11 protein-coding genes and 2 pseudogenes are annotated in these 12,732 nt (G+C 65.5%); 8 read left to right on the top strand and 5 right to left on the bottom strand.

Translation table 11 applies throughout. The features are described 5' to 3' along the window. Positions 1-79 precede the first annotated feature (79 nt). The 5 genes from NG697_RS21160 to NG697_RS01210 all read left to right on the top strand — a co-directional run bounded on the left by NG697_RS21160 (position 80) and on the right by NG697_RS01210 (position 2,917). Positions 80-631, top strand: a complete 552-nt coding sequence (locus tag NG697_RS21160) for a hypothetical protein (protein ID WP_252613419.1) — start codon at positions 80-82, stop codon at positions 629-631. Next, complete coding sequence (locus NG697_RS01225) at positions 514-807, top strand: GNAT family N-acetyltransferase (RefSeq protein WP_252599328.1); 294 nt, start codon at positions 514-516, stop codon at positions 805-807. The genes NG697_RS21160 and NG697_RS01225 overlap by 118 nt, the downstream gene beginning before the upstream one ends. Continuing rightward, positions 804-1,517: a hypothetical protein gene (locus tag NG697_RS01220; RefSeq protein ID WP_252599327.1), complete on the top strand. Its 714-nt coding sequence runs from the start codon at positions 804-806 to the stop codon at positions 1,515-1,517. Before NG697_RS01225 ends, NG697_RS01220 begins: the two co-directional genes overlap by 4 nt. 62 nt (positions 1,518-1,579) lie before the next feature. Next, complete coding sequence (locus NG697_RS01215; RefSeq protein WP_056346835.1) at positions 1,580-1,915, top strand: cupin domain-containing protein; 336 nt, start codon at positions 1,580-1,582, stop codon at positions 1,913-1,915. Positions 1,916-1,960: 45 nt separating this feature from the next. Then, positions 1,961-2,917 carry a 2-hydroxyacid dehydrogenase gene (locus NG697_RS01210; protein WP_252599325.1) on the top strand — a complete coding sequence of 319 codons (957 nt, stop codon included), beginning with the start codon at positions 1,961-1,963 and terminating at the stop codon, positions 2,915-2,917. 26 nt (positions 2,918-2,943) lie between these two features. On the opposite strand, the gene NG697_RS01205 is transcribed toward NG697_RS01210, so the two are convergent. Then, on the bottom strand, positions 2,944-3,861 hold the full coding sequence (locus NG697_RS01205) for a proline iminopeptidase-family hydrolase (protein WP_252599324.1): 918 nt from the start codon (positions 3,859-3,861) through the stop codon (positions 2,944-2,946). A gap of 193 nt (positions 3,862-4,054) precedes the next feature. Then, positions 4,055-7,456 (bottom strand): annotated as a pseudogene (locus NG697_RS01195) (SNF2-related protein). A gap of 375 nt (positions 7,457-7,831) precedes the next feature. Between NG697_RS01195 and fdhA the strand changes: the two are divergent. Beyond that, entirely contained in the window at positions 7,832-9,043 is a 1,212-nt protein-coding gene (fdhA, locus tag NG697_RS01190; protein WP_252599322.1) for a formaldehyde dehydrogenase, glutathione-independent, read from the top strand. 64 nt (positions 9,044-9,107) lie between these two features. Here fdhA and NG697_RS01185 read toward each other — a convergent pair whose 3' ends face one another. After that, positions 9,108-9,371: an alpha/beta fold hydrolase gene (locus tag NG697_RS01185; RefSeq protein WP_252599321.1), complete on the bottom strand. Its 264-nt coding sequence runs from the start codon at positions 9,369-9,371 to the stop codon at positions 9,108-9,110. Between the two features lie 342 nt (positions 9,372-9,713). Here NG697_RS01185 and NG697_RS01180 point away from each other — a divergent pair, with 342 nt between their 5' ends. Both NG697_RS01180 and NG697_RS01175 read left to right on the top strand, forming a co-directional pair. Next, positions 9,714-10,781, top strand: coding sequence for a LacI family DNA-binding transcriptional regulator (locus tag NG697_RS01180; RefSeq protein ID WP_252613382.1), 1,068 nt, complete (start codon positions 9,714-9,716; stop codon positions 10,779-10,781). Positions 10,782-10,792: 11 nt separating this feature from the next. Continuing rightward, positions 10,793-11,788, top strand: a complete 996-nt coding sequence (locus NG697_RS01175; protein ID WP_252599319.1) for an aldo/keto reductase family protein — start codon at positions 10,793-10,795, stop codon at positions 11,786-11,788. Between the two features lie 6 nt (positions 11,789-11,794). Here NG697_RS01175 and NG697_RS01170 read toward each other — a convergent pair. Further along, positions 11,795-11,959 (bottom strand): annotated as a pseudogene (locus NG697_RS01170) (dihydrofolate reductase family protein); the annotation flags it as partial. Positions 11,960-12,388: 429 nt separating this feature from the next. Then, positions 12,389-12,700, bottom strand: coding sequence for a GNAT family N-acetyltransferase (locus NG697_RS01165; protein ID WP_252613380.1), 312 nt, complete (start codon positions 12,698-12,700; stop codon positions 12,389-12,391). Between the last annotated feature and the right edge of the window lie 32 nt (positions 12,701-12,732).

The raw sequence follows: 12,732 nt of genomic DNA, 5'->3' as shown, positions 1-12,732 counted from the left end.
GCAGCTCGCACTCCGCACCGACCGTCTGCGGGCGCTCGCCTTGGGCGGGTTCCCGCCGCTCGAGGGTCCGTACCGAAGCATGCTGGCCGTCACCCGCGCCCCGCACGCCATGTCCGTGGAAAAGGCCGGCGAACCGGCAGGCCAGGTCACGGAACCTGAACCGGGCGACTGGGATTCGGTGTCGGTCCAGACCACCGAGGCGCAGACGCAGCAGTTCGTCACCCTGTACGAAGCGCTGCAGGACTTTGACGATTCCGCCGCAGTGCTCCCGGGGGACCTGCCCAAACTCGCGTTCGCCGGCGCCGAGGACCAGATTGACTACAAACCGGTCTGGGGCGGAGTGCGGGTGTCCATCGGGGAGCCCCTGGCGAGGCATCAAGCGTCCCTGACCAAAGCCGGGTGGGACGTCCGCGTCCTGCCGGGCCTGGATCACATGGGCGCGATGCACAGTGTCGACCATTCCTGGCCGGCAGCGACCCGCGGATCATGGCCGTGGACGCCAACCATGAAGTGGTGGGTCTCGCCGACTCGGGTCCCGCACGGGATGAGGACGGCCCGGAGGCGCTGGAACTGTATTCGCTGTACACACTCCGGCGGACGCACGGCAGCGGGCTGGGGGCCGCGTTGCTGAGCGCGGCCATCGGTGAGAGTCCGGCTTATCTCTGGGTGCTGGAGAACAATCCTCGGGCGCAGGCCTTCTACCTCAAACACGGCTTTCGCCCTGACGGCACGCGCGGCCAGCTGCCACCCGAGTGGGAAGAGCTGCCCGAAATCCGCATGGTCCGTCCGGTGAGGGCCCGGTCATGACTATGCGGACAGGATCCTTACCGGATAAGGGGTTGCTACCGCGCTGGGCCAGGATCGCCGTCGCCGTTTATCTGGCGGTGACGGTTGCCGCTGTCGGGGCTTCGCTCGTCACCGGTTCCTTCGAAACGGGGCTGGATGCCGTGTTCCGGGAGCGGCTGTGGTTGGCCGTGGTGGTTCTGACGCTGCCCGTTTCGGCGGCGTATTTCGCCGTGGTCTTCCTCCTTGATTCCTCGGGTCCGCCGCCGCAGGGTGGGTTGAGGCCGACGACGGTTATCCACTACCTGGGATTCCTCGCCCTTGCGGTGGTCAACGCAGCGCTCTTCCGGTGGATGGTCCTGAGCATCCGGAAGCCGGTTCCAGCCGCCAGGCCTCTCGCTATGCCTCAGGTTCCGGGGGTGACAATTCACGGGGTCACCCGGAACGTCCGCAATCTCTGGTGGACCGTGCCCCTCGCTGTCCTGCTGAGCTTTCCGCAGTGGCTCGTGGCGGGTCTTGCCTGGTGCGGGATCAGCGGCTGCAGCGGTGGAGGCTTCGGGGTGTCCACCGGTACCGAATGGTTGGCGGTCACCATGAGCGTGGTGAACGGGTTGATTCTCGCGGTGGCTGTTTTTGCAGTGCGCTGGCTGTATCCCACGCGGAGGCGCGCCCTCATTGCCCTGGCGGCCGGAACGCTGTTCGGGCTTCTGGGGGCTGCCGTCACGCACGGGTAGCGCCGCAGGACGGTGAGTGAACGGCCCTCGGCAACGCCGTCAATCGTAGGTACGGTGGCGTCATGCAAAAGATATCGATTGAGGCTTTGGCCCGTCAGCAGATCGCTGCCGCTGTTGCGGCACCCAGTGGGCGGGCAGCCGATACAGCGTTCGGCGGGCATGAGAAGAAACTGCGCCAGACCGTCATGGCCTTCCGTGCCGGCACGCAGCTCAGCGAGCACCAGAACCCCGGCGAGGCAACGGTCTACGTGCTGAAGGGATCGGTCTGGCTGAGGGCTGGCGGGGAGTCGTGGCAGGGCAAGGCAGGGGATCTCCTGATCGTGCCGGACGGGCTGCACAGCCTGGAAGCGGAAGAGGACTCGGCGGTGCTGTTCACGGTGGTCAAGACCGACCGGTAGCGCGGGGCTGGTTAACTGGCAGGAAAGTCGAGAGAAGGAGCACCCATGTCCGGTTTGCCCACATCACCGAAACTACGGGTGAGTCTGCCCAGCCAGAACCTGGTGGACGCACTCGAGCCGTCCGCCGGCGTCGAACTCTTCCTGTGGGACCTGACCGGCCCGGCGCCGGCGGAGCAGTTCGACATTGTGGTGCCGCCCTACATGGGCGGAGTAGGGGCGCTGGCTGCGCTGGACTCCGTGGACGTCGGCCTGGTGCAGAGCCAGCTGATCGGGTACGACGGCGTCGCGGCGGTTCTGCCCGCGGGGTGCCTTTTCGCCAACGCGGCGGGAGTGCATGAGACGTCGACGGCGGAACTTGCGTTGGGCATGATCATCGCCAGCCAGCGGGGGATCCCGGACTTTGTGCGGAATTCGGCGACGGGAACCTGGGACCACCGCGAGCGCCCTAGCCTGGCCGACAGGCGGGTGCTCCTGGTGGGTTATGGGGGAGTGGGGAAGGCGGTTGAGGCCCGGCTGCTGCCGTTCGAGACCGAGGTGACGCGGCTGGCCAGCCGCGGCCGCGACGATGAGGGCGGCAGGATCCACGGGATTGATTCCCTGTATGAGCAACTGCCGCTCCACGACATTGTGGTGGTCAGTGTTCCCCTGAGCGAGCAGACCCGGCACCTGGTTGACGCCCGGTTCCTGGCGGCGATGCCGGACGGCGCACTGCTGGTGAACGTGGCCCGCGGGCCGGTGGCCGATACCGAGGCATTGCTGCGCGAGACGTCGTCCGGCAGGCTCCGGGCCGCCCTGGACGTGACGGATCCGGAACCGCTGCCGCGCGATCATCCCCTGTGGACCGTGCCCGGTGTCCTCATCACCCCGCACGTGGGCGGGGCCAGCTCGGCCATGCTGCCGCGGGTGGCGCGGCTGATCCGGAAGCAAATCGGTTTGTTGCAGGCCGGGCAGGAGCCGGTGAACGTGGTGCTGGGCGGGCTTGCTGGGCGTACATCCGGTTAAGACTCAGGCGAGGACTTACAGGACAGTCAGCCCCGTTGAACCTGTACGGGCGTTTCCGTGGGTGCCTGTTCCGCCCTGTGCAGGAAATCTCGCAGTACCTCCTGGTAGCGCTCAGGTTCCTCGAGATGGGGCATATGGCTGCTCTCCTCGAAGATGACCAGCTCCGATCCCGGCACCAGGCTGTGGTACCAAGCCGCGTCCTCCGGCCGAATCTCATCGTGACGGCCGCACAGGAACAGTGTAGGAACCGTTAGTTCACCCAGGCGACCGGTCACGTCATAGTCCTTGTGGATGCCTGTGATCTGGAATTCGCTCGGCCCCTGCATCCGCTCATAGATAGCCTGGTTCAGTTGGCTAAAAGTCCGCATCAAAGAATCCGGCCACGGGTCCAGCCGGCAGACGTGTCGAAGGTAGAACTCCATCGTGGCCGCCTGGTATTCATCGGAGTCCGTAGTTCCTGCGGCCTCGTGCCGGTCCAGCACAGCGCGGACATCCGCGGGCAGGGCCGCGCGCAGTGCCGCTGCACCGACGGCGTAGCGGGGCAGGCTCAGGCATGGATTCGCCAGGACCAGGCTCGCCAGCCTCTCCGGCGTCCGGAGGGCGTACTCGGTCGCGATGATCGTCCCCCAAGACTGGCCGAGCAGGTGGACGCGACCCAATGCGAGGCCGTCAAGGATCCTGCCAAGTTCGTCAACCAGGCGCTCGTTGGTCCACATTTCGATATCGTCGGGCGCATCCGATTTTCCCGCCCCGAGTTGATCGTAGAAAACCACCGGCCGCTCATCGGCCAGGGCCTCCAACGGCTCGAGATAGTCATGGGTGGCACCTGGGCCGCCGTGAACAATGACCAGCGGTGTGTGCTGACCGTCGCCGACGACCCGGTACCAGACACTGCCGCCGGGAACCTCCAGCCGGTCCTCCCGAACGTTTTCTCCAGCGGCCATGATCCACCCCGAAATGAGTAAGTCGGCGCGCGAGCAGCGCCACCTGCTTCCGATTAGACTCCGCATCCCCGTGCAGGTCAACAGACCGCGCTGGGCGGGAACGAGAGCCTTGGCTGGCGGGGCTGCCCCTAATTGAGGGAACGGAAGAACGCCGCCGCATCTTCCGCGACCTGCTCCGGGGCGTTAGCGCGCGTCAGCCGTCGAACAGGCCCCGCACGTCATCCGCAGTCAGTGCTGAGGCGAACATCGCGTCGTCGTCCAGCACGGCGGTGAACAGCTTGGCCTTTCTCTCCTTGAGCGCCATGACTTTCTCCTCGATGGTGTCCTTGGCCACCAGCCGGTAGACCATGACGTTCCGGTTCTGGCCGATCCTGTGGGTGCGGTCAACGGCTTGCGCCTCTGACGCGGGGTTCCACCATGGGTCCAGCAGGAATACGTAGTCCGCCTCAGTCAGGTTCAGGCCGAATCCGCCTGCTTTGAGGCTGATGAGGAACACGGGTGCGCTTCCGGACTTGAACTGATCGATCACGTCGCCGCGCCGGCGGGTCTTGCCGTCCAGATAGGCGTACTCGATGCCTTCAGCGTCGAGCCGCGCCGCGGCCTTGCCAAGGAATCCGGTGAACTGGCTGAAGATCAGGGCGCGATGTCCCTCCGATACGATGTCGCCGAGTTGCTCCAGCAGGGCATCAAGTTTGCTGGACGGGACGGAGGCGTATTTCTCGTCCACCAGGGACGCGTCCAAGCTGAGCCTGCGCAGCATGGTGAGGGATTTGAAGATCGCGAAGCGGTTCTTGTTCATATCATCCAGCAATCCCAGGACTTTTTGCCGTTCGCGCTGCAGGTGCCGCTGGTAAATCGTGCGGTGCCGCGGCGCCAAATCCAGCTCCAGCACCTGTTCCTGCTTGGCGGGAAGATCCTTGGCCACAAGGTCCTTGGTGCGGCGCATCATCAGAGGCCGGATCCGCCGTCGTAGTTGCGCCAGTTTCTCCGCGTCCCCGTCTTTCTCCACCGGCTTCTGGTAGTAGTCGGCGAAGTTCCTCGACGACGGAAACAGCCCGGGAGCGGTGATGGAGAACATGGACCACAGCTCCATCAGGTTGTTCTCCATGGGTGTCCCCGTGATGGCGAGCTAGAACGGGGCGGGGAACCGGCGGGCATTCTGGCTGGCCTTGGTGGCCGGATTTTTCACAAACTGCGCCTCGTCCAGCAGCAGCCCCGCCCATTCCTGGGCCGCGTAGGCCTCGTAGTCCAGCCGGAACAGTGTGTAGGAGACAATCACGACGTCGGACTCTGCAGTGAGTGCCGCGGGATCCGTTCCGCTGCGCTGCAGCGTGTCGGTGACGGCGGTGACGCGCAGCCCGGGGGAAAACCGCCCGATTTCCGCGGCCCAGTTGGGCACCACTGAGGTAGGGGCGACCACCAGGAAAGGGTGGCGTGCGGCTTCGTCCCGTGCCGGTGCGCCGATGCCGTTTTTCGCGTGGCAGATCAGGGCTATGGCCTGCAGTGTTTTGCCCAGGCCCATATCGTCCGCGAGCACGCCGCCCAGGCCCTGCTCCCACAGGAAGGCCAGCCAGTTGAAGCCGTCCTGCTGATAGGGGCGCAACGATGCGACGAGGCCCGCCGGCTGCGGCACGTCCAGCATCTCCGAGAACCGCAGCAGCCCTCCGACGCTCCGCCGCCAGGAATCGGCCTGTTCGGCGGTGGTTGCCAGTTCCTCGAACTCGTCCCAGAGGCCGGCCTGGTACCGGCTGATCCGCAGGGGCCCCTCGTGGTCCTGCAGGGCCCTGGCTTCCTCGATCAGGCGGCGCAGCCGGAGGAACTCGGGCTGGTCGAGCCGGAAGTAGCTGCCGCTGGCCAGCATCAGGTGTTCATCGCCGGCGGCCAGGGCGCGGAACAGCAGGTCAAAGGGGATTTCTTCCCCGCCCAGGGTGACGGTGACGCCCAAATCAAACCAGTCGCCGTCGTCCGTTCCCTTGGTGCTGACGCTGACCAGCGGACTGTCCGTCAGCTCGCTGTAGTCCGGCGCCGGGCCCGAGGTGACTACCCGCACGTGCTCGAACTGTTCCAGCGCGGGCAGCGCATCGGTAGTGAACCGGGCGGCGGCGACGTTCCTGAGCACAGTGGGCTCGACGCTGCCGGGGTGGCCGGACGGCTGGTCCGGGAATTGCTCCTGCCAGGCGGACGGAAACGGGGCCAGAACCCCGGCCACCTGCGCCAGGAGTTGGGACTCGAACGTGTGGTCGCGGTATCCGTTGCCGGCGTCGGGCAGCGGCTGGCGGGTGACGGTGGCCGCGGACGCGTACTCCCAGTGCCAGTGAAGCTGCAGTGTGGCGGAATTATGGGTGGCGGTCAGGACCAGCTCCGGCGGCAGGATCTGCGGAAGTTCCACGGAGGCATCGCTGGAGATGACATCGGTGGCCTGGGCCAGTTGCGGGAAGCTGGCTCCCAGGAAGGCGTCGCGGGCCTCCGCCGGGACCCGCAGTTCGGTTCGGTGCATGATCAGGGGCCGGAGGGCTTCCGGTACAGGCCCCGCGCTCGGGGCGAGGTGGAAGCCCCGGGGCGCCTTGGATGTGCCCGGACCGGTGGCGGAATCCCACCAGAACACTCCGTGGCCGGGCTGGCCGATCATGCCCAGGGCCCGGCGGTCCGGTGAACTGGCGTCACAGTTCACCCCGACGTGCGCGGCCAGCCGCAGTCCGCCGTCGTGATCGCTAAGATCCAGTGACAGGCTGACAGGGTCATGAATTACGACGACGTCGCCGGACTTTGCGGCGACCAGCGCCACTCCGACGTGGCGGGCTTCAGCGAGGAGCTGCCAGAGCAACGGGCTGTGGAATTGGTCCAGGGGAAGGTGCGTGCTGGTTGCCTGTGAGCCTTCAATGGCGTAGACGGCGGCGAAGGTCCGCATCCAGCGGACCTGTTCCGGCTTGAAGGCTTCGCGTGGGTAGCCGTAGTAGTGGGAACGCCCGAAGGTATCCCAGCGGAGTTGGCCAGCCACCCACTTGCCTTTGACCCCAAGTTTTACGGGCCGGGCCGTCAGGCTAATGGCAGAGGCCGATTGATTTTCCCAGGGATCGTGGAGTCCGTGCTGGGACCAGGTCCGGCCTGGTGCCGTTTCCTGCAGATCCAGCTGCACGCCGAGCTGGAGTGGGGGTGTGGTGGCGGCGGAGCTGACGCCGGGGTTGAAGGCTGTGTGGCGGGGAGTTGGCTGCGGGTGAAGAATGCTGTGGAGCTGCCGCTGCCAGGGATCGGGAGGGGACTTCTTTGGTGCCTTCGCACGGGCCGGGGCAGGGGCCCGGGCAGCGGCGGCGGGAATGACCAGAAGCGGCGGCTGCTCCATCACGGGCCCGCTGCTGATTTCCAGGAGCAGCGCGGCCACATGCTTGCAGTTGTACTCCATAGGGCAGGAGCAATTGCCCCATTCCAGGCGCAAACCGTTGATGCCGTTCTTGAACGAGGCCCTGGTCCGATACGGGGCGCTGCGGTTGCCCTGGACCTTGCCTTTCAGCTCCAGTTTCTGGGGATCCCACTCGACGCCTGAGACGGCGCCCCTTCGCGCATAGGTGCGGCCGCGGCTGAGCGAGGTGCCGCCCACCAGGGAGCTGATCACAGGGTCGGCGAGGTGTGGCGGGTGCGTCAAAGTCACCGGTTAAGGGTACCGGCCGTACGGGTGAAGCTGCTCAAGGTTTCGTCCCTGGCCGCAACGGAAGCCGGAGAGATGACGAGTTGTACCTACAGGCGGCGGAGCTCTTGACGGCCAACCGGCCCCGGCAGGGGAGCAGATAAAGATAAGGGGTTCGGGCTATGGACCCTTCGGGCCGGCATGCCTAGACTGGCCGGACCCCCAACGCCAGGAAAACATCCAGCTGCTCAAGCAACGGGCAGGCCCTGCACGTGGGGATCCATCGCAACACTCATGATTCATGGCGGCCCCACCGGGCTTCGCCGTTCTGACCAGAGGAGAGCACTGATGACTGGGAACAAAGCCGTTGCCTACAAAGAACCGGGCAAGGTCGAACTGATCGACATCGACTATCCAAGCTTCGAACTCCAAGACGGCCCGGGCGTGAATCCGGCGAACGTGGGGCGCACAGTACCCCACGGGGTCATCCTGAAAACCGTGGCCACCAACATCTGCGGTTCGGACCAGCACATGGTCCGCGGGCGCACCACGGCGCCGCCCAACCTGGTGCTGGGGCACGAGATCACCGGCGAGGTGGTGGAGGTTGGTCCCGGCGTCGAGTTCATCAAAGTGGGGGACATCTGTTCGGTGCCCTTCAACATCGCCTGCGGCCGCTGCCGGAACTGCAAGGAACGCAAGACCGGCATCTGCCTGAACGTCAATCCGGACCGCCCCGGCAGCGCCTACGGCTATGTGGATATGGGCGGCTGGGTGGGCGGCCAGGCCAACTACGTGCTGGTCCCGTACGCAGACTGGAACCTGCTGAAGTTCCCGGACAAGGACCAGGCCCTGGAAAAGATCATGGACCTGACCATGCTGTCGGACATTTTCCCCACCGGCTTCCACGGCGCCGTGACGGCCGGGGTGGGCGTCGGCTCCACCGTGTATGTGGCCGGCGCCGGGCCTGTTGGCCTCGCAGCGGCCACCAGCGCGCACCTGCTGGGTGCCGCCGTCGTGATTGTGGGCGATCTGAACGAGGACAGGCTGAAGCAGGCGCGCAGTTTCGGGTGCGAAACGATTGACCTGAGCAAGGGCGGCCCGGCGGAGCAGATCGAGCAGATCCTGGGCGTCCCGGAAGTGGACTGCGGCGTGGACGCGGTGGGCTTCGAAGCGCGCGGCCACGGCCATGACGCCAAGGAGGCGCCCGCTACGGTGCTGAATTCGCTGATGGAAATCACCGCGGCCGGCGGTGCGCTGGGCATTCCCGGGCTGTACGTCACCGGCGATCCGGGCGGCGTGGACGAAGCTGCCAAGAAGGGTGCGCTGAGCCTGAGCCTGGGCACTGGCTGGGCCAAGTCGCTCAGCTTCACCACCGGACAATGCCCGGTGATGAAGTACAACCGGCAACTGATGATGGCCATCCTGCACGACAAGGTGAGCATCGCCAAGAACGTGAACGCGAAGGCGATCAGCCTGGAGGATGCGCCCAAGGGCTATGCCGAGTTCGACGCCGGAGCGGCCACCAAGTACGTCCTCAACCCGAACGGATACCTCAGCTGAGCGCCTGCCGGGCGGCCGCCGTCGTCGGGAATCACGACGGCGGCCGCTGGTTTGGTGCCTGACCTCAACCGAGCAAGCGGAGGAACGCCGTCGTATCTTCCGCCACTTGTTCCGGGCACTCCCACAGCACCAGATGTGCCATTCCGGGGTACACCTTCAGCCCTGAGCCGGGGATCCGGGTGGCTAGGGTTTCCTGGTCGCCGCGCGTCAGCAAGCCGTCCTGGCCGCCCCACAGGATAAGCGTGGGGGCGTGGATGGATCCCGCTTCCGTGGGCGGGGTGGCCTCGCCCAGGCCGTTCAGGATGGCTTTCCACACGTGGGCTGGCATCCTGAGACCGTCGCGCACACGGTCCTCGAGCGACCACTGCGGAACCTCGTGCAGCAGGGTAAACCAGGACAGGGGAATCCCGGACCCAGTTCTCGTCGAGGGGGTCCGTCAGGCGGTCCACTTCGTCGGCGAAGGGTGCCCGCCCGTGGAGGCTCAGGGGACAGCCCACCAGCACCAGTGCGGCAACCTTTTGTGGATGGGAAATGGCGAGCTGCTGGGCGATGTAGCCGGAGGCTGGTCAGCCCGGTTATGGGTCCCCGGCGTCGGCATTGGAGTCAGCGACGCGCTGAACGCATTGCAAGCGCTTGCGTTACTGCGGAATGCTTGTCTAGCATAGGTTGCATGGTAGCAAACGTTGAATCAGTGGCGGAACGTGCTGGGGTCTCCATATCAACAGTCTCCCGTGCGCTGCGTTCCGTTCCGGGTGTTTCGACGGCAACTCGCAAGCGCGTGCAGAAGGCGGCCGATGAGCTAGGGTATTCGGCATCCCCGGCTGCGTCGCGTCTTGCGACAGGCCGGACGATGACCGTGGGCATCGTGGTACCGGTGCTGGCCAAGTGGTTTTTCGGAAAGGTTATTGGCGAGGCCACACACACGCTCCGGGAGGCCGGATTCGATGTGCTCCTCTACGAGCTCGCCACTGCCGGACAGCGTCAGAGGTTCTTCGGCACCGTGCATTTGCATGGCCGTACGGACGGGGTCATCATCATGGCCCTGCAGCCGAGCAGGGAGGAGCTGGAATCGCTCGCCTCCCAGGGGCAGGCGGTGGCTTTGCTGGGGGCTCAAGCGCAGGGCGCCGGATCGGTGTCTGTGGACAACGTCGGGGCCGGGCGGGCTGCTGTGAGGCATCTGTTGAACCTAGGCCATGAGCAGATAGCGTTCATCGGCATCCGTGATGAGGAGGGCAGCAATTTGGGCGGTGTGCCGCCCTTGGAGCGGCTGGTGGGATACCGGGAGGCTCTGGCCGAGGCCGGACTGACCCTGGACGTCGCCCTTGAACAATTCGATGAGAACAGTGTCGCTGGGGGCGCGGCGGCCATGTCCCGGCTGCTTATCGCTGGACGCGCTCCGACCGCGGCTTTTGTAGCCTCCGATGAGATGGCCTTCGGGGTCCTTAAGGTCCTCCGCCAGGCAGGCCTGGAAGTTCCCCGGGATTTCTCTGTGGTCGGATTCGATAACCACGAGCTCTGCGACGTCGTGGGCCTGACAACGATGGACCACGAGGTGGCCGAACAAGGACAGGACGTCGCCCGGATCCTCCTGGAGGTCATGCATGGAGGGCAAGCGGCCAACCTTGCCCGTCCGGCACGCCTGGTGGTACGGGAGACCACCGCACCGCCCCGGGCCCTGCGCACAACACCTACCGCCCCGGATTCTCAGTATTCCGCCGGACACCCCGGCAAACTCTGAAAGGAAACTTTATGCAGTATCGCAAACTCGGCAACAGCGGCATGTACGTCAGCTCGATCGCGCTGGGCAACTGGGCCACCCACGGCGAAACCGTGGACCAGGACGTTGCCACGGCATGCGTGCGCAAGGCCCTGGACCTTGGCATCACCACTTTCGACACCGCCGACGCCTACGCAGGCACAAAGGCCGAAACGATGCTCGGCGAAGCACTCAAGGGTGTGCGCCGCGAGGGCATCGAGGTCATGACCAAGGCGTTCTTCCCAACCGGCACCGGGAAGAACGACCGTGGCCTGTCCCGCAAGCACGTCATGGAATCCATCAACGGTTCGCTGCGCCGCTTGCAGACGGACTACGTGGACGTCTATCAGGCGCACCGCTATGACTACGAGACCCCGCTCGAGGAGACGATGGGTGCCTTTGCGGATATCGTCCGTGCCGGGAAGGCCCACTACATCGGCGTCTCGGAATGGACCGTGGCGGAGATCCGCGCGGGCGCCGCGTTGGCGGGCGAACTGGGCATCCAGTTCGTCTCCAGCCAGCCGCAGTACAACATGCTGTGGCGCGTGATCGAACCTGAAGTGGTGCCGGTCTGCGAAGAGCTCGGGATCACCCAGGTGTGCTGGTCGCCGCTGGCCCAAGGCGTGCTGAGCGGCAAGTACGGTGCCTCCACCGTACCGGCCGGCAGCCGATTCACCGCCGACGACGGCGGGCTGAAGACTGAGCACAAGTTCATGCAACCCGAGGTGCTGGAGCGGGTGGAGAAGCTCAAGCCGATTGCCGCGGACCTCGGTGTGCCGCTGGCTACCCTGGCCGTGGCTTGGGTGTTGGCGAACCCCAACGTTTCCGCGGCGATTGTCGGCGCCAGCCGCTCTGAGCAGCTCGACGACACTGTCAAGGCCGCCGACCTCCCGCTGGGCCAGGACACTCTGGACCGTATTGATGGGGTGCTGGGCGACGTCGTCGAGCGGGATCCAGCCAAGGTGGAGTCCTTCCCAACGCGCGTCTAGCGGCAGCCGCATTTCCGTCGGTTCAAGCTTGAGGTTCGCGACGCCGTCGAGCAGCCGTTCGCCCGCTCCCAGGAGGATGGGCGAGATGTGGAGCCGCAGCTCGTCGATCAGCCCCGCCGATAGGTATTGCTGGGCGGTCTGCGCTCCGCCGGCAATGGCCACGTCCTTGCTCCTCATCCCACCCAGGATGTGCGCGCGGAAGGCCAGTTTCTCGCCTGGCATAGCGGGAAGCCGATAAAGGAACTTCTCCACCAGTCACCGGCTTACAGAGCGCTGGCCCACCCGGCGGGGTCATCGCCGGGTGGGATGGCTGGGATTCCCGGCAACAGCACGAGTGCGTGCAGCCATTTGTGTTCGAGTCGGGTGAGTCGTCGCACTGTTTGGTATCCATCGAGAAAGGCGTCGCGGACCCCTGCGGTTGTCGGTTGCCATGGTTAACGGGGCAGGTGTGGACAGCGCCGGCAATTCCGTGTGCGTGCTTCCAGCCTACGAAGGAGGGGATGAGTAGGTGCAGCCGGTAAGGCCTGCAGCAAGGAAGCCCAGGATCAGCGCAAGTCGAAACAGTTCATAATTCCCCCAATGAGTGTTTGCCTAAGCACCTTAGCCGATGTGCCCGCCCTCGTTGGGGAGAAAATCGTTCAGCTCGTGCCTGATGGCCAGCGAGCCAAGGAACGTGTCACCCTCCACAATCCATAAGTAGGTGCAGGGCACGTACCCCGGCTTGCGCGGGCTCTCCTGCAGGGCATCGTTGACGAGGGCATCGACAAAGCGGCGGAACGTCTGGGCATCTTTGAGTGCTTCCAAGGACCAGTCCTCCGGGCCCCCACCGTCCCGGTTGGCGCCGCCAAATTCCGTGGATCCTTCCACCCAGGAGGAGTGATAACTGACGTCCGGAGCGATGAGAACAGGCATCACATGAGCGTAGTCGAAGGGTCCGCCAGGGT

Source organism: Pseudarthrobacter raffinosi (assembly GCF_023913835.1).
Lineage (GTDB): Bacteria > Actinomycetota > Actinomycetes > Actinomycetales > Micrococcaceae > Arthrobacter > Arthrobacter raffinosi.
The sequence above is the reverse complement of the archived record's forward strand: the minus strand, read 5'-3'. Positions and strand labels throughout refer to the sequence as shown.